This is a genomic window from Bifidobacterium sp. H6bp9 (genome assembly GCF_032193695.1).
Lineage (GTDB): Bacteria > Actinomycetota > Actinomycetes > Actinomycetales > Bifidobacteriaceae > Bombiscardovia > Bombiscardovia kimbladii.
Map to the genome: position 1 here is coordinate 74,831 of NZ_JASTZY010000001.1, position 17,426 is coordinate 92,256.

The window sequence follows — 17,426 nt, forward strand, 5'->3', positions numbered from 1 at the left end:
CTTGGGTTCCGGGCGGTTTTTGCACTCACTCCGCATTGTGCGAATGCTCTTCATTCTCCCAGCCGGTACGGCTAGCATGGATTGTTATGCAGCAATCGATCAACCAACCCGGCACAGAGTCTCTTGACCCATGGGACGCCGACAGCCGCCAGTACGACACCATCATTATCGGATCAGGCCCAGGCGGGTATGCCACAGCCCTGCGCACGGCAGAGCTGGGCGGAAGGGTGGCCCTGGTCGAGCAGGACCCTGTGGTCGGCGGCGTCTGCCTGAACCGCGGATGCATCCCCACCAAGGCCCTGCTGACAGCCACCCAGGTTCTCGAACAGGCTGATCTTGGGGCCGCCATGGGCATCAATATCGGGTCGGCCAGCATCGACTACCAGAAGCTCCAGGATTATCAGGACCGGATGGTGGACGCCATGACCGGCGGCCTGTCCAGCCTGCTGAAGCAACGTGGCATCACCGTGGTGCACGGCCACGGCACCATCGTCGGTGACGGCCTGGTGGAGGTGACCGCCGATGACGGCAATCGAACCCGGCTGACCACCTGCGACACGATCCTGGCCACCGGGTCTCACGCCAGGCCCTTGGAGGAGCTCCCCTTCGATGATCTGGTCATCGACACCGACCGGGCGCTGACCCTCAAGCCCTTTCCCCGCCGGGCGCTGATTATCGGCTCAGGTGCGGTGGCCCTGGAATTCGCCACCATTTGGAACCAAGCCGGCTGCCAGGTGACCCTGATGGTCAGACGGGACCGGGTGCTCTCCCACTGGGGTAGACGGACCGGCCAGATCATGACCCGGGAGCTGGAGCGTCAGGGAATTCAGATCATCACCCATGCCCGCTGCTCGGGCGGGCACCGTCTGTCAGCAGATGAAGGCATTCAGATCGACTACCAGCCGGCCGACGACAAGGGCCAGGCGGGAGCGATCGAGACCGATCTGGTCCTGGTGGCCATCGGCAGGGATCCCAATACCAACCCCCAGCATATGAAGGAGCTGGGCATCGACATGGATGAACATGGCCAGGTCCTGACCGACTCCCAAGGGCGCACCAGCCGTGACCGGGTTTGGGCCTTGGGCGACATCACCCCGGGTCACCATCTGGCTCACAGGGCCTTCCAACAGGGCATCACCCTGGCCGATGCCGCCTCTGGTCTGGATCCTGAACCGGTCAACGAGGCCACCATCCCCCGTGTGGTCTTCTCCTCCCCACAGGCCGCAGCTGTGGGCTTCAGCCGCCAGGAGGCCGAGGACGATCCATCGCTGAACCAGGTCAAGGAGACCATCTACCCCATGATGGCCAACTCGCGCATGCGCATGAGCGGCCTGCAGGGCACCCTCAGCCTGATCACCGCCTGCCAAGCCACCGATCTGGAGAATCAGATAGTCGTCGGTCTGGAGATGGTCTCCCCACAGGCCTCCGAGAATATTGCCGAGGCCCAGCAGCTGGTGGGCAACCAGATCCCCCTGCACCGGGCGGCCGGGCTCATCCACCCCCATCCCACCTTCTCTGAAGCCATTGGAGAGGCCTTGCTCAAGGCTGACGGCAGACCCCTGAACATGCGTTAGGCATGCGGTAGACTGGTCAACCAGTGAACGTTTCCGAGTGAGGATGGCATGGCTACAGAGGACACCAAGGGCAAAAAAGCAAAAAAGAAGAACAGCACGATCAGCCAGATCGTTAAGATCTACCAATTCACTTATGCAGAGGACAAGGCTCTTCCCTGGCTGCTGGCTGCGGCCATTCTGGTGCCCACACTGATAGCCGTGGTGATCTGCCTGCTGGCCCGCTTCAGCTGGCTGTCCTGGATCCTGACCGTTCTTCTGGGCATCATGGTCGGCCTGCTCCTGGCCACCATGACCCTGACCAGGCGCTCCGACAAGGTCGGCTACGCCAAGATGGAGGGCCGTCCAGGCGCTGCCGCCGCCGTGCTGAGCAGCATCTCCAAGGCAGGCTTCTCCTTCCCCCAGGAACCCGTCTGGATCGATGCCAAAACCAAAGATGCCGTTTGGAGGGGCACCGGCCGCACCGGGGTCTACCTGATAGCCGAGGGCGACTACAACCGCGTCAACAAGGCCATGAACCGCGAAGAGGAGAAGATCCGCCGCATCACCCGCGGGTCGGCCATCCCCATCTACCGGATCAGCGTGGGCCACGGACCCGACCAGGTTCCGCTCGACAAACTTCAGCGGACGGTGGTCAAGAAAAAAGTCAAGCTGACCGCCACCGAGCTGGAGACCCTGAACGACCGGCTGGTCACCCTGCAAAAGCGGCAGAGCGCCCTGGGGATGCCCAAGGGCATTGATCCGACCAAGATACACGTCAGCCGCAAGGCCATGCGCGGGCGCTGATGTTTTCAAGGTCCCGGCGTCTCCCTCAGGGAGGCGCCGGGACCTTCGCATGAAACACCCCCGTAACCTCAGCGGCGCATTGCTGAAAAAACCGGTCCCCTAGACTGGGTGACCGTTACGGTTTCCACGAAAGGAGCAGTTCAGTGAGAGAACTGAAGTCAAAGGCCGATTGCGAAGCTCTGATCAACCAGGAGGGCGTGGAATATGTCTCAGTCAGGTTCACGGACCTGATCGGGGTCCAGCAGCACTTCACCGTGCCCGCCAGCGAATTCCTCAAGGACGCCTTCACAGACGGCATGGCCTTCGACGGCTCCTCCGTCCAAGGCTTCCAAGCCATCAACGAATCGGATATGAAGCTGATTCCCGATCCAGAGACTGCCTACCTGGATCCCTTCCGCCGCCATCGCACCCTGAATGTGGCCTTCTCCATTGTTGACCCGGTGACCGACGAGCCCTACTCGCGCGACCCCCGGCAGATCGCCGCCAAGGCGGAGGCCTACCTGCGCTCCACCGGCATCGCCGACACGGCCTCCTTCGCCCCCGAGGCCGAGTTCTTCATCTTCGACAAGGTCCGCTTCGAGAACAGCATGCAGCGTTCCTTCTACGAGGTCGACTCCATCGAGGCTCCTTGGAACTCGGGCGTCGACGTCGAGGAGGACGGCTCCGACAACATCGGCTTCAAGAACCGGGTCAAGAAGGGCTACTTCCCCGTACCGCCCATCGACCACTACCAGGATCTGCGCGACGACATGGTGGCCAACCTGCAGAAGGTGGGCCTGATTCTGGAGCGCTCCCATCACGAGGTGGGCGGCGCCGGCCAGCAGGAGATCAACTATCGCTTCAACACCCTGCTGCATGCAGGCGACGACCTGATGAAGTACAAGTACGTGGTCCACGAGACCGCCGCCCTGGCCGGCAAGGCTGCCACCTTCATGCCCAAGCCCATCGCCGGGGACAACGGGACCGGCATGCACTGCCATCAGTCCCTCTGGAAGGATGGCAAGCCCCTCTTCTACGACGAGAACGGCTACGGCGGACTCTCCGACATCGCCCGCTGGTATGTGGGCGGCTTGATCGAGCATGCCTCGTCCGTCCTGGCCTTCACCAACCCCTCCACCAACTCCTACAAGCGGCTGGTGCCCGGCTACGAGGCCCCGGTCAACCTGGTCTACTCAGCCAGGAACCGTTCGGCGGCCATCCGCATCCCCCTGGCCGGCACCTCGCCTGCCGCCAAGCGGATCGAGTTCCGCGCCCCCGACCCCTCCTGCAACCCCTTCCTGGCCTTCTCGGCCCAGCTGATGGCAGGACTGGACGGCATCCTCAACCACACCGAGCCTCCGGCCCCCATCGACAAGGACCTCTATGAGCTGCCCCCGGAGGAGCACGCCCAGATCAAGCAGGTGCCCGGCTCCCTGGAGGAGGCTTTGAACGCCTTGGAGGAGGACCACGACTTCCTGAGCGAGGGCGACGTCTTCACGGATGACCTGATCCAGACCTGGCTGGATTTGAAGCGCGGCGAGCTGGACCAGACTCGTCTGGCCCCCACCCCCCTGGAGTACGAGCTCTACTTCCACATCTGAGTTCACCTGACGGCTGACGCTGGCTGACCGGCCAGGTCACATGTGGCCCGATCCTTCCTGCTGAAGGGTCGGGCCTTTTTCATCACCAGGACCATCGGCCTCCGCCTATAGACGGCAACACGCCAGCCCCGGCATCCCGGCATGCGGTCAGGCCAGAATGAGGAGAGGCATGAAAACGGATCCGATGGAGGTGGAAACCGATGCGCTGGCTGCGTGAGTTCATGGAGTTGCCCGTATATCTGCGAGCCATGCTCATCGTGGACCTCATGTGCAACTTCGGCATCGGCCTGGTCATGCCCATCGAGCTGCTCTTCGCCACCCACTCCTTGGGCGCCACCATGAGCGAGGCCGCCCTCCTGGTGACCATCAGCTCCGTGGGGTCCCTGATCTCCAACCCCATCATCGGCTGGGTCTCGGATCGTCGCTCCTCCTGGCTGGCCATGCACACGGCCATGATCTTCTCGGTCATCGGCCCCCTGATCTTCACCATGGCCCACGACTACCGGGCAGCAGTCGCGGGTGCCTTCGTCTCGGGCCTGGGGATGGGCATGCAGACCTCCTGGGCCAGCATCCTGACACAGATCTCCACCAGAGAGCAGCATCGGATTGTCTACGGTATCAACCAGGCCGAGCTCAACCTGGGCATCGGCCTTGGGGCGGCTGTAGGCGGACTGCTGGCCGCAGGCGGTCAGGACTTCCTCTACCGCATTGGCTTCGGCGGCAGGGCCCTGGGATTCGCCCTGCTCAGCCTGTCCCTGCTGGTCATCGAACGACACTGGCAGCTGCGCCGGCTGACGGCTGAGCTCAAGGCCCAGGCAGAGCGAGAGGTCGTCCATGAATCCGCAGGGGCAACCCATGCCCTGCAGGACAGCCAAACAGAGGGCGCAGAAACCATGACCGTCAACGGCACCTTCGGCGGACGCACCAGCTCCCTGACCAGGGTGCTGGCCTCAATGGCCCTGCTGACCATGGGAACCTTCTTCATGGACCTGTTCGGCTACTCCCAGTTCGACGCCGGCCTGGTCACCACCCTGATCTCAGATCCGCACATTCCCCGCTGGTCCCTGTCAGTGGTGGACGTGGTCAACACCTTCTCGGTGGTGATCATGAACATCGTGCTGCTGCCCCGGCTCAAGGACGCCAACCATGTGCGCCTGCTGCGCACCGTGCCGGTCTTCTGGGCTGCGGCCTGGGTGATCATCGTCCTGGGCCTGCGCCTGGATTCCACCCCCGGCGCCCTGAGCGTGGCCTCCCTGGGCATCACCATCTTCGGGCTGGGCGAGGTCATGATGGGCATCTCCCAGCCGGTTGTGGCCGCCGAACTGGCCGGGCCATCCTTCAGCGGACGTATGTTCGGCCTGCTCAATACGGCCGCCTCCCTGGGCTACATCGTGGGACCCATGTTCGCCTCCTACATCCTGGCCGGACATGAGGTCATTCCCTTCCTGGCCATGTGCGCCATCGGCCTGGTCGTGCTGGCTGTCCCCTGGTTCCTGGCCATCCCCTCGCGGCAGATCACCAGCCGGAAGAGCCCGGCCGCCGTCTAATCCCGGCCAAGGCATGGCTCCTGACTGACAACTTTGTCTTAGAGTCAGCCTTCGTCGGCTGCCCGATGGGCATCGCCAGGCTCCGAACCCGCCATCAGGGTCTTGGCCAGGTCCACAAACCGTTTGGTCAACGGCGAATCATCCAGGGAGCCATCAGGCCTGAGCACTGCCGGACGGCCGGACTCCCCCGACTCGCGCAGGTCGGTCTGCAGGGGCAGCTGCTCCAGCAGGGGCACCTGATACCCCAGGTCACGGGTCAGCTGGTCGGCTACACGCTGGCCGCCTCCCTGACCGAAGATGCGCAACCGTTCCCCATCGTGTTCGTACCAGGACATGTTTTCGATCACACCCTGGACCTTGGTGGGCAGTTGGAGGGCCACCAGCCCTGAACGCACGGCCACCTGCGAGGCCGAGGGCTGCGGGGTGGTGACCACAATCAGCCGGCTGTTGGGCAGGGCCTGGGCCACTGACAGGGCCATGTCCCCGGTGCCAGGAGCCAGATCCAGCAGCAGCACATCGGGATCGCCCCACCAGACATCAGAGAGGAACTGCTCCAGCGAGCGCTGCAGACGGGGACCCCTCCAGAGGATGGCCCGGTCCGACCCGGCGAACATGCCGATGGAGATCAGCTTGACCCCCCAGGCGGTCACCGGCATCAGCATGCCGTGCAGATTGGTGGGCCGACTGTGCACGCCGAAGAGCCCAGGCAGGGAGAATCCGTAGATGTCCGCGTCAATGGCGGCCGTGTCATAGCCCAGGGCAGCCAGCGTGGCCGCCAGGTTGACGGTCACCGAGGATTTGCCCACGCCCCCCTTGCCCGAGGCGATGGCGAAGATGCGGGTGCCGACGCCCGGTTTGGAGAAGGGATTGCTGCGCCGGGCGGCCTTGAGGTCGGCCACCAGGTTGTCCAGCTTCTCCCGGCTCATGGAGGAGACATCGATATGCGGACGCAGCCGGGCTCGCGGGTAGGAGGTCACGGTCCCGTTGATCTGGTTGGTGATGGTGGTCGACAGCGGGCATCCTTTGATGGTCAGCTCCACCCGCACGGTCACCTCATAGTCGGCCTGGGCATCCCTGGCCGGCTCGACAATGATGTCAGTGATCATGCCCAGATCGGTGATGGATCGACCCAGTTCTGGATCGATGACCCGGCTGAGCCGCTCATAGACCTCCCCCTTGATTCTTCGAGGCAGCTCCTCCAGATTCCGGGTCCCTTCCTTGCGATGCTCTACTTGTTCCATGCCGTCACCATATCGCGCCCAGCCATCGGCTGCTAGGGCGCGGCTGGTCGGATATTGCGAATGTCACAATCAGCCTTGGGCCGGGCTTGGGTCGCCGGTGTCAAGCAGACGGTGGAAAGCCGCCTCGTCCAGGATGGGCAGGCCCAGACTCTCAGCCTTGTCGGCCTTGGAGCCCGGGTTGGCACCGACCACCACATAGGTGGTCTTCTTGCTGACGGACCCAGAAGCCTTGCCGCCGCGCTCCACGATGGCCTCCTTGGCAGAGTCCCTGGAGAAGTCCTCCAGACTGCCGGTGACCACCACGGTCATGCCTTTCAGGGTCTGCGGCTTGGTGCTGCGTTCGACGTGAGCGCCCACCCCTGCGGCCTGCCAGGCATCCAGGATGCGACCGCGCCAGTCGCCGGGCTGTCGGGCGCCCTGGAACCAGTCGTGGATGGAGTGCGCAATCTCGGGGCCCACCCCGTCCAGCTCGGACAGATCCTCTACGCTGGCCTCCTCCACGGCCTTGAGCGAGGGGAATCGGGTGGCGATGGCCCGGGCCGAGGTCGGTCCCAGGTGCCGGATGGACAGGGCCACCAGGACCCTCCACAGGTCGGCATGCTTGGCCTTGTCGATCTCTTCAAGCATCTGCAGGGTGTTCCTGGAGGGTTGGGCGTCGGCACTGTCCAGTGCGGCCTCCTGGACCTGGGTCTCATGACTGTTCATGGCCCGCTCGCCTTGTCCAGCCTGGGCGCCCTTGGGCAGATTATAGAAGGCCGGCACGCGGTACCAGAGGCCGCTGCCGCCAGTCCTGCGCTTGGTCGCGGTACGACCCTGCCGGCCTTCGACCTCCACCTGCTCCATCAGAGGAACCTCACGCCAGACATAGACCTGACGCAGATCCTCCACCTTCAGGTCGAAGAGGCCTGCCTCGCTGGTCAGGACCGGATCCTGACGTGGCGGAAGCTTCAGGTCCGGGTCCGGCTGGTAGGGGGCTGCCTGGCCGCCCTGGTCGACCAGGACCTCACGCAGGCCGGGAGCATAGACCTCAACAGAATCGGGCCGGTTCTCATCGGGGTTGGTCAGGGCTATGGCGCTCTGCTCCCCCAGATGCTCGATGTCCAGGGCCTTTCGCGAGGCCATATGGATGATCCGCTCGGTCAGCTGGGCCGGGCAGGACTCCACGTTGGGGCAGCGGATGTCCACGTCGCCCTCCTTGGCCGGAGCCAGACGGGCGCCACAGCTGGGGCAGGTCTCGGGCATGACGAAGGGCCTCAGGTCCTTCTCGCGCCCCTTCCTGGCCTCGACGACCGGTCCGACCAGCTCGGGGATCACATCGCCCGCCTTGCGGACCACGACCGTGTCCCCGATCAGAATGCCCTTGCGCTTGACCTCAGAGGCGTTGTGGAGGGTAGTCCTGGAGACCGTGGATCCGGCCACGGTGACCGGGGTGAGCACAGCCACTGGGGTGATTCGCCCGGTCCGGCCCACCTGGACAGTGATGTCCAGAAGCCGGGTATTGACCTCCTCCGGCGGATACTTGTATGCCACGGCCCAGCGGGGGGCACGTGAGGTGGCACCCAGCCTGCGTTGAAGATCCCGGTCCTGAAGCTTGACGACGATGCCGTCCAGGGCATGCTCGATGTCATTGCGGTGCTGGCCATAATAGTCGATCATGTCCAGGATCTGGTCGAAGGAGGTGACGACCCGGTTGTGGGGAGAGACCGGAATCCCCCACTGCTTGTAGAGGTCGTAGGCCTGGGACTGGTCGATGACCTCGTCGTGGGTCCCCTTGGGATGGGCCGGGCCCCACCTCAGGGAGCCCAGGCCATGGGCGTAGAAGCTCAGACGACGGCTGGCTGTAATGCGCGGGTCCTTCTGCCGAAGAGACCCGGCGGCGGCGTTGCGAGGGTTGGCAAAGGGCGCCTTGCCCTCCTTCTCCTGCTGCTCATTGAGAGCGTTGAAGTCGTCGAACCGCATGAAGACCTCGCCGCGGACCTCCACGAACTCAGGGATGTCGCGGGCCGGGCCGGACAGGTTCTGCGGAATGCTTGGGATGGTTCGGACGTTCAGGGTGATGTCCTCCCCGGTCACCCCGTCCCCCCTGGTCAGGCCCTGCTCCAGCACCCCGTTGCGGTAGAGAAGGTTGAGGGCCAGGCCGTCGATCTTGACCTCGCTGGTCATGGGCAGGGCCTTGTCCTCTGGCCAGTCAAGCTCGCTGCGAAGCCCCTCATACCACTGGCGCAGCTCGGCGACGCTGAAGACATCATCCAGGCTGAGCATCTGGGAGGGGTGGCGGACCGAGGCGAAGTCGTTGGAGAAGGTCCCTCCGACCCGGTGCGTCGGCGACTGGGGGGTATCCAGGCTGGGAAAGCGGGACTCCAGCTCCTGCAGGCAACGCATCCTGGCATCGTAGGCCGCGTCGGAGGAGACCGGAGCATCGTCTATGTAGTAGGCGACCTGGTCGGACTCCACCCAGGCGGCCAGCCTGGACCAGAGACGCTGGGCCTGTTGGGCTCCCAGGGAGTCAAGATCCAGCTCCCCCAGCCGCATGGCATCGGCATCGTCGGGCTGAAGGGAGGCTATCCATCGGTCAGTGCCCGGCCTGGGCCTGGACTGGGCATTGCCATCCTCATCACTGGTTTGCTGAATATCTTCCTGAGCTGTTTTGTCATGCATTGAGCGACCTCATGAACTGTGCCTGTACCACATCAACACCTTCATTATCGTCGTCGTTCATCCTGGCGGCCGCCATTGACAGGGTTCGGGCCGGGACGAAGAGCCCGCCGTCCACACAGATGCGCGCGGCCTGGCGCACTATCGAAGCCACCTCGGTGTGAGGCCAGACCGGCAGGCCATGTTCAGCCAGCACCTGGCGGGCCTGTCTGTGGTTTTCGGGCAGGACCACGCACTGGGAGCGGGCCCTGGCCTGCAGCTCGGCCAGCTCGCTCTTGAGAGCTGGTATCCGGTCGGGACTGATGTGCTCGCTCATCAGATAGGCCGCTGCAGCCACGTCGAACTCGTCGCGCATCCATGAGGCATAGGCCAGACGGTAGTAGGCGAAGGAGGCATCGTCCCGGTCCAGAGCCACCCTCAGAGCGTTGAGTGTGGCAGCCCGGGCCGAATCCCAGTCCTCCCGGTTGGCCAGCATGACTGCCAGCTTCAGGTGGGAGAGCGGGTAGGCGGGCGCATAGGCCACCATGGCGTTCAGATGCTTGAGGGCCGCCTGGTCCTCCTTGAGCTGGGCCAGCAGGTCGGCTATCTCCAGGTGGGCATAGAAGAGGTTGTCAGGAATGAGCAGGGTCCGCTCCCCCGGTGTGGCGAAGAGACGGTTGTAGACCACCCGCTCGGCGTAGGAGTTGAAGTAGCGGGGCACCTGGCCCTCGGCCGCAAAGACGGCATCCATATGGGCGATGGCATCCTGCTCAACCTGTATGCCCTGGGCTGCGCCGCCTGAGAAGAGCAGATCGCGGGCTTTGACGCGCTCCTTGTCCAGCTGGGAGGACAGTGAGAAGTCGAAGTCGGGAACAGGGGTGCCGTCGATCATGGCGCTGGCAACCTGAGGGGCCAGCTGCTCCAGCTCCGGGTCGCCAATGCTTTCGATGATGCCCGTGGCCGCCTGGGCCTTGGCTGCCGAAGTCATGGCCCGGTCAGAAGCCAGCTGATGGAAGCCGCCCACAGCCCTCTGCAGCAGGTCGGCCCGCTGGATGGACAGATCCACAGCCTGATGCGCGCCCAGTGCCTTGGCAGACTTGTCGGCAAAGGCCACCTCGGAGAACTCGGGCTCCTCCTGGCTGCCATGGGGGCTGAAGCGATCATCGCGCATGTCGAAGACAGCCTCAGTGGGCTTGAGCCCGCCCTGGGAATCCAGCTGCATGGCCGCGTCGAAGAAGCGGTAGACGGCACGTGGATCCTTCAGACCCTGTGAACAGATGCGGGAGAGGAAGAGTTCCCTGCTGAAGACCACCGAAACCAAGGTGCGTATGGTCGGATTGCTCTGCAGAGCGCTGAGCGGGTTCTGCGATGCGTCGTCGTCGCTCTGATCTGCGGAGGCATCATCATTGGAGACATCCTCGTCCGAGGCTCCATCCGCGGCAGACTCGTCCTTGTCGGACCCATTGGCTGACGACGGCGCTGCAAAGGCTGCAGAGTCAAGGTCCACGCCCTGCATGAGATCCTTGAACTCACGATCTACCGATTCCTTTTCCCCCTGATCCTCGGCCTTGTCTTCCTCTTCGTCCTGTTGTTGCTCAGGAGCCATCCGGGAGGCGATGGGCTTGGTGGGATCGCCGTGTACGTCGCCATCCTTGGGATCAGCCTTGGACCCAGTGGGGGCCACCTCACCCGAACGCATGCGTTCAAAGGCCTCCAAAGCCTGTCCCATCATGGTCCTGATGGCCGAGTTCTGCTGGTCGACAGCCTCTTCCAGACCGATGGAGTCGATCTGCAGGCTGACCTCGCGCACAGCTGGATCCGCTCCGAAGGCCAGGGCGGCCATCATCAGCCCGACGCGCAAATTGTAATCAGCGCTCATGGCGGAACGTTCGCCCTCGTCCAGGTCCCGCCAGGCCCGTGACTTGTCCTCGTAGCGGCTGGAGGGCATCATGGTGCGCCCTGCCGCAGTGAAGGCCAGAGCCACCTGCCCCTGGGCCAGATTGGACCTGAACTCCACATCAAAACGGAAGGGCAGCCGCAGGGATCGCATGAGCATGGCCAGCGTCTGCCGGTAGACCCACTCGGATTGCACGGGCTCCTGACCCTGGCCGTCCGCCCGCACCGGCAGCGCCTGGGGAGCCTGCTGACGCACCATGACAGCGGTGGCTGCGGCCTTGTCGACCATAGCGTTGATGGCGGTCCGCCCGTCGTCCTCCAGCGGGTCAAAGCGAATCGGATAGTCACCCGGGCGCAGCAGGGCGACAATGGCAGGATCGTCCAAGAGGGCCTGATCCAGCCGGGTAGCCTGGACGCGGTTGATCGAGTCCTCGGTGGGCAGCGTCCCCAGGCGAGCATTGCGCTCCAGCCAGGCGCTGACAGCGGCAAACCTGTTCAGATTGCCTTCGATACGCAGGGCCGCCAAGGCGGCAGTGAACTCCAGTCCGTTATCCCAGCTCAGGAAGTAGGCGCCGGAGTAGGAGGAAGCATACAGATGCAGGGGCTCCGCCCCGTGAACGGCCTCCAAACCCGAGACGGGCGACAGGGCCCCGGCCTCACGCATCAGGTCGGCGAACAGATCCTCCAGCCCGGAGACCCGCTGCCCATGGGAGCGTGCCTGGATCATGTCGCCCACGCTGCGTCGGATGGCTCCCATCGGTGCCTCCCGGTTGAGCCGGTGGAAGATGTTGCCCGAGCCGAACCCGGTGAAGGTCCCCTGGATGCGCGGCAGCAGGTAGGCGGCGAAGAAGGCGATGGCCACAGCATCCCGATACTCCAGGTCCAGACGCATCTCCGGAGGCAGCAGGGGACGCAGCTGCTCCAGGCAATAGCGGCCATTGGACCGCAGCCAGGAGGCCAACCAGCGCAGGTGGCCGGCATCGTCACGACCTACTACAGCACCTTGCAGGGCGCGGACCGGCCCCGAACCCTGTTCTGGATCAAGGCCCAGCCGACGACCGTCGGCCAAGGTCACCTCCTCCTCCCGGCCCAGCAGGAAGGCAGGCTCCATGTTCTGCAGATCCATCCGGCTCTGCTCGCCGATGAAAACCCGGCCATGGTCGTCGGCCAGAGCGATCTGGGCAAAGTGACGGCGATCGGTGAAGATCCCCAATGCGAAGCCCCGGCCTGGGGCATCGGGCCACTGGACCCAGCCCAGCGTCAGCCCCTCGGGCACGCCCTGCAGGCGGGGAAAAAGCCGGCGCTTGACAGCAATACCTAAAATACGGCTGTGAGAGGCCAGGAATTCGTGCATCTGCCGATCATCCGGATGGCCTCCCGTCCGGTTGATCAGATCGACCATGTCGGCCACCGAAGAATCCAGGGGACGATCCCCACGACCCCCTGTGGTCGGCCGAGAGGAGCCCACCAATCTCTCCAGTGCGGAAAGAATGGAACGGCCCAGGCCGGACAGATCCCCGAACCCCCGGGACTTCTTCGCGTTCTTGGACATACCTTCGATTGTCCCAATCCAGCGCGACATGTCGCCGTTAGAATAAAACCGTGATGACTCTGCCAGCCCTGCGACGACCCACCCCGGCCAGGGGCACGACCATTCGGCTGCTGGCAGCGCTTGTTGTTGTGCTCATCCTCGAACTGGGAGTGTTCAATCTGGCCCATTGGCAGTCCCTGATAGGCTCCAGGTCAAACTCTCCGGCACAGACTGCGGGCGATGCCCACTCCCCACCAGGCCGGCTCGGACCAGGGCTGTCCCCTCTGCCAGGCGGGGGCCTGAAAATCAACGATCCGGCTGGCGCCTGGATGGATGTCCCTGTCGCCGATGGACAGGCATCCTTCGCCCAGGCTCACTTTGCAGAGGACGTCGAGGGTTCATTCCTGTCGCAGATCCATGTGCGTCTGGACCTGCGCCTGGCCGGCGATGGGGGCTGGACCCAGGGCACCCGAGGACTGGTCTGCCCCGGTCAGGCCCGCAGCCACTACCTGCGCATCCGCGGAAAACCCAGCGGCGCCCGGATCCAGTCCATGCGCCTGTGGATACAGGAACCCGCCGGATCCCGGCTGGCACTGACCGGGATGACCCCGGCCAAGGTGGTCCCCCTGGACCTCAGCCTGGCGCGGATACTGATGCTGGCCTGTCTGGCGGCGCTGATCCTGGGCTACCTGCCCGGCTCGATCCTCTGGCGGACCCGGCTGGATACGGGCTCAGCGAGCCAGCGCCTAGTCCTGGCCCTGATCCTGGCCCCGCTGGCAGCCTGGTCCTGCTGGAACATCCAGCATGATCTGTCCACCTTCACCCCCATGGCCTACCACCAACCGCATGCCTACGTCTACGACTTCAACCAGTACGATCACGTAGCCCAGGCCCTTCTTCATGGACGCCCCTGGCTGGATCTGGGCCAGGCGCCAGGTCTGGCCAAGGCAGCCAACCCCTTTGACATAGCCACCCGCAACGCACTGCTGGCCCAGGACCAGCAACCCATATATTGGGACTACGTCTACCGGGGCGGCCACTGGTACTCCTACTTCGGTGTCCTGCCGGTGCTGCTGCTCTTCCTGCCCTACCGAGCGATTACCGGCCTGGTGCATCCAGGCGGCTATGCCCTGCCCACCAGTTCGGCTGCAGCCCTGTTGGTTGCGGCGGCCACCATCATGACGGCTCTGGCCACCATCCGCCTGCTGGCCCGCTGGTTCCCCCGGGTCAACTTGGCCGTGGTCGGCATGGCCCTTACAACCATGCTGGGAGGGTCCGGCATGGTCTACCTCTGGTGCCGCCGAAACTTCTACACGATTCCCTTCGATGCCTCCTTGCTGGCGGTCATGACCGGACTTTGGCTCTGGATGGGGGCCAGACGGGTCAGGCAACAGACTGCGGACGCTGGTGAACATCCGTGTCATCGGTCAACACGTATGTGGACCATAGAAGACGGGGATCACCCCTGGCATCTGTCCCCAACGCGGCTTTTTTTGGGATCGCTGTCAGTGGCTGCCACCCTGGGTTGCCGACCCACCTTCCTGGCCGCCGGTCTGTTGGCGCTACCCCTGTTTGCCCGGGAAATAAAGACAGTATTCAGTACCCTGTTCACGCGTGGCAGCCATCCTGACGGCCTGTCCCGGAGGCGGGCGCTGTCCCTGCTGACCTGCGGCCTCTTGCCGGTCCTCCTGGTGGCCGCCCCCCTGCTCTGGTACAACCGTTGGCGATTCGGATCCCTGCTGGACTTCGGCAACCGGTATCAAATGACCGTCCTGGACCTGACCAACTATCATCCCGGCACCCAGGGCCTGCTTCAGATCTTCGGCTACTATTTGCTGCAGCCGTTGACCAGTCTGCCCGTCTTCCCCTACCTGCAATTCTCCCCGGCTCCCATGCGGATCTGGCACTTCACCGAACCTGGCCTGGGCGGGCTCCTAGTCACCTCCCCGGTACTATTGCTGGCCATGGCCCTTGTCGCCCTGCCCCGAGTGCGAAACTATCTGCAGCGCCGGGGATGGATGCCCGCCTTGATCCTGGCCCTGGCCCTGGCGGTCCTGGTCATGGCCGCGGACTCCTATATTGGCGGATTCTCAGTGCGCTATACCATCGATTTCGCTTGGCTGATCTGCCTGGCCGCCGTGGTGGTCATGGCCGCTGCATCCTCAATATACGAAGAAGGCCGCTCCACTGCGGGAGCGGCCGTCATGAGCCTGCTGACACTGGCCTGCCTGGCTGGTCTGATCCTGACATTTGTCAACGCCATGGTCCTGCTGGAACACTTCGACTCCAGCCAGGCCATGAACGTAGCCGTCTGGTTCCTAGGACCCTGAGCCCAGCAGACCTCGGTGTCAGAAGTCCAGACCCTGTTGCTTGAGGGCCTGGTTATACCGGTCGACCATGTCAGCCACGATGCCATTGCCATCGCCGCCCGACAGGGTGATGACCGAGGCCAGAGGCATGGTGTCGAAAAGCTGGGCCGTATTGGGATCGTCGGGCAGCGGTATGCCGTCCTGCTCGACACGGTCACGCAGGATGGGCCCGCCGATCGAATTCTCACGCCACTCGGCCATGGTCGATTCGGCATTCAACGGAATGAACCTGCCGTCGCCGTCCACCTGCAGGTCCTGCTCCGCAACCAGATCGCGGCTGGAGGTACCCACCTGGATACGGTAGGTGCCCGCCTCCACATGCCAGGTATCCATGGCTGTGGACCAGTAGGCGAAGTCGCGTTCAGTCAGGTCCATGCTCACTCGGCGGGACTGCCCGGCCTTCAGAAAGACCTTGGCGAAGGCCTTGAGCTCATGGCTGGGCCGGTTCACCCGGCTGGCGCAGGGGGCCACATAGACCTGCACGGTCTGAGCGCCGTCCACCTGCGAGGTGTTGGTCACCGTCACCTCCACCCGAGCCGAGTTGGCTCCGGTCTTGGTCACCGCAACCTGATCCAGGTCAAAGTCTGCATAGGACAGCCCGAACCCGAAGGGGAAGGCCACCGGACGCTGGAAGGTGTCGTAGTAGCGGTAGCCCACGTAGACGCCCTCGCCATAGCGGGAGTGACCCTCCTCGCCGGGGAAGGAGGTGATGGTGGGGTTGTCCTCCAACCGGACCGGAATGGTTTCAGGCAGATGTCCCGAGGGATTGGCGGAGCCGGTCAGCACATCCACCACGGCGCGTCCTCCCTCCTGGCCCAGCAGCCAGGTCTCCAGCAGACCCTTGGTCTTGTCCATCCAGTCGGCAACTGTCACCACGGCTCCATTGGAGAGGACGACGACCACCCGGTCGTTGACCTCGGAGACAGCCTTGAGCAGAGCCACCTGCTTGTCAGGAAGATCCATGCTGGTGCGGTCGAAGCCCTCGGACTCAGCGTATTCAGGCAATCCCAGGAAGAGCACCACGGCATCGGCTCCGCGCGCAACCTCAAGCGCCTGCTGGGTCAGGGCGGGATCCTGCTCCTTCTCATCCAACGTGAACCCGGGAGCAAAGTCCACATTCATGCCTGCCTCTTTGAAGCCATCCAGCGCCGAAGAGACCTCGGTGGGTGTGATGTGCGAGGAACCACCGCCCTGGTAGCGCGGAGTCCGGGCGAATTCGCCGATGACAGCAACCTTCTTCTTCGGATCAAGCGGCAGGATCCGATCCTCGTTGCGCAGCAGCACGATGGACTCCTGGGCCGCGCGACGGGCCACGTTGTTGTGCTCCTGGACGTCGTAGCGATACCCCTGCTGGGACATGGCCGGACGGGCCTTGTCGATCAGGTCCAGGATCCCCTGGGCCATCCGGTCCAGCTGTTCCTTGTCCAAATTGCCAGCCTGCACGGCCTGGACCACCTGGTCGTCGGTGCGGGAGGGCGGCATCTCCAGGTTGAGCCCGGCCTGCAGGGCATTGACCCTGTTGTGGACAGCGCCCCAGTCCGACATGACCATGCCCTGGTAGCCCCACTCGCCGCGCAGCACGTCCGTCAGCAGCCAACGGTTCTCCGAGCTGAAGACCCCGTTGATCTTGTTGTAGGCGCACATGATGGTCCAGGGCTTGGCCTTCCTGACCACGTATTCGAAGGCCGGCAGGTAGATCTCGCGCAGGGTGCGCGCGTCCACGTCAGAGCTGACCCTGAGCCGGTCGGTCTCCTGGTTGTTGGCTGCAAAATGCTTCAGAGAGGTTCCGACTCCCTTGGACTGGACCCCTTCGACCATGCCTGCGGCCTGGTGGCCTGCCAGGACCGGGTCCTCCGAGTAAAACTCGAAGTTGCGGCCGCCCAGCGGGCTGCGCTTGATATTGACGCCGGGGCCCAGAATCACGGCCACCTTCTCCTGGATGCACTCTTCGCCCATGGCCTGGCCCACCTGGTAGGTCAGGTCAGGATCCCAGGAGGAGGCCAGTCCGGCGGTCGGAGGGAAGCAGGTGGCCGGGACCGAGCCGTAGACGTCGGAGCCTGTGGCCTTGCGCAGGCCATAAGGGCCGTCGGTGATCATATAGCCTTCATAGCCCTTGTCGGGAAGTCCCTGCAGGTGCCAGGAGTCGGATCCCGAGGTCAGCGAGGCCTCCTCTTGCAGATCCAGATCCTCGGCTTTGGTATGCGATTTTTCCGTCATGTCTGTGTCCTTTCGGATTCGATTGCCCGGGCCGCTGCTCATCACAGGTCCGGA

9 protein-coding genes are annotated in these 17,426 nt (G+C 64.0%); 5 read left to right on the forward strand and 4 right to left on the reverse strand.

Annotated features, from left to right (window positions below; genetic code table 11):
- Positions 1–86: 86 nt before the first annotated feature.
- The 4 genes from QRX40_RS00275 to QRX40_RS00290 all read left to right on the forward strand — a co-directional run bounded on the left by QRX40_RS00275 (position 87) and on the right by QRX40_RS00290 (position 5,484).
- Complete coding sequence (locus QRX40_RS00275) at positions 87–1,574, forward strand: FAD-dependent oxidoreductase (RefSeq protein WP_313835508.1); 1,488 nt, start codon at positions 87–89, stop codon at positions 1,572–1,574.
- A gap of 48 nt (positions 1,575–1,622) precedes the next feature.
- The gene (locus tag QRX40_RS00280; RefSeq protein ID WP_313835510.1) at positions 1,623–2,357 is read left to right on the forward strand and encodes a DUF4191 domain-containing protein; all 735 of its coding nucleotides are present in this window, start codon (positions 1,623–1,625) and stop codon (positions 2,355–2,357) included.
- A gap of 143 nt (positions 2,358–2,500) precedes the next feature.
- Positions 2,501–3,937 (forward strand): type I glutamate--ammonia ligase, encoded by a 1,437-nt coding sequence (glnA, locus tag QRX40_RS00285; protein ID WP_101432564.1) that lies wholly within the window; start codon positions 2,501–2,503, stop codon positions 3,935–3,937.
- 200 nt (positions 3,938–4,137) lie between these two features.
- Positions 4,138–5,484 (forward strand): MFS transporter, encoded by a 1,347-nt coding sequence (locus QRX40_RS00290; RefSeq protein WP_313835516.1) that lies wholly within the window; start codon positions 4,138–4,140, stop codon positions 5,482–5,484.
- 44 nt (positions 5,485–5,528) lie between these two features.
- Here the strand turns inward: QRX40_RS00290 and QRX40_RS00295 are convergent, their stop codons facing one another.
- The 3 genes from QRX40_RS00295 to QRX40_RS00305 all read right to left on the reverse strand — a co-directional run bounded on the left by QRX40_RS00295 (position 5,529) and on the right by QRX40_RS00305 (position 12,807).
- Positions 5,529–6,725 (reverse strand): P-loop NTPase, encoded by a 1,197-nt coding sequence (locus tag QRX40_RS00295; protein ID WP_313835517.1) that lies wholly within the window; start codon positions 6,723–6,725, stop codon positions 5,529–5,531.
- A gap of 69 nt (positions 6,726–6,794) precedes the next feature.
- Positions 6,795–9,383, reverse strand: a complete 2,589-nt coding sequence (ligA, locus tag QRX40_RS00300) for an NAD-dependent DNA ligase LigA (RefSeq protein WP_313835518.1) — start codon at positions 9,381–9,383, stop codon at positions 6,795–6,797.
- On the reverse strand, positions 9,376–12,807 hold the full coding sequence (locus QRX40_RS00305) for a tetratricopeptide repeat protein (protein WP_313835519.1): 3,432 nt from the start codon (positions 12,805–12,807) through the stop codon (positions 9,376–9,378). The genes ligA and QRX40_RS00305 overlap by 8 nt, the downstream gene beginning before the upstream one ends.
- 53 nt (positions 12,808–12,860) lie before the next feature.
- On the opposite strand from QRX40_RS00305, the gene QRX40_RS00310 reads away from it, so the two are divergent.
- On the forward strand, positions 12,861–15,116 hold the full coding sequence (locus QRX40_RS00310; protein ID WP_313835521.1) for a hypothetical protein: 2,256 nt from the start codon (positions 12,861–12,863) through the stop codon (positions 15,114–15,116).
- An 18-nt stretch (positions 15,117–15,134) separates the two neighbouring features.
- Here QRX40_RS00310 and QRX40_RS00315 read toward each other — a convergent pair whose 3' ends face one another.
- Positions 15,135–17,372: an exo-alpha-(1->6)-L-arabinopyranosidase gene (locus tag QRX40_RS00315; protein ID WP_313835523.1), complete on the reverse strand. Its 2,238-nt coding sequence runs from the start codon at positions 17,370–17,372 to the stop codon at positions 15,135–15,137.
- Positions 17,373–17,426 lie beyond the last annotated feature (54 nt).

What these genes read in the sequence shown, in the direction of transcription:
- QRX40_RS00275 (WP_313835508.1), top strand. Translation starts at nt 87, where the DNA reads ATGCAGCAATCGATCAACCAACCCGGCACAGAGTCTCTTGACCCATGG.
- QRX40_RS00280 (WP_313835510.1), top strand. Translation starts at nt 1,623, where the DNA reads ATGGCTACAGAGGACACCAAGGGCAAAAAAGCAAAAAAGAAGAACAGC.
- QRX40_RS00290 (WP_313835516.1), top strand. Translation starts at nt 4,138, where the DNA reads ATGCGCTGGCTGCGTGAGTTCATGGAGTTGCCCGTATATCTGCGAGCC.
- QRX40_RS00295 (WP_313835517.1), bottom strand. Translation starts at nt 6,725, where the DNA reads ATGGAACAAGTAGAGCATCGCAAGGAAGGGACCCGGAATCTGGAGGAG.
- ligA (WP_313835518.1), bottom strand. Translation starts at nt 9,383, where the DNA reads ATGCATGACAAAACAGCTCAGGAAGATATTCAGCAAACCAGTGATGAG.
- QRX40_RS00305 (WP_313835519.1), bottom strand. Translation starts at nt 12,807, where the DNA reads ATGTCCAAGAACGCGAAGAAGTCCCGGGGGTTCGGGGATCTGTCCGGC.
- QRX40_RS00310 (WP_313835521.1), top strand. Translation starts at nt 12,861, where the DNA reads ATGACTCTGCCAGCCCTGCGACGACCCACCCCGGCCAGGGGCACGACC.
- QRX40_RS00315 (WP_313835523.1), bottom strand. Translation starts at nt 17,372, where the DNA reads ATGACGGAAAAATCGCATACCAAAGCCGAGGATCTGGATCTGCAAGAG.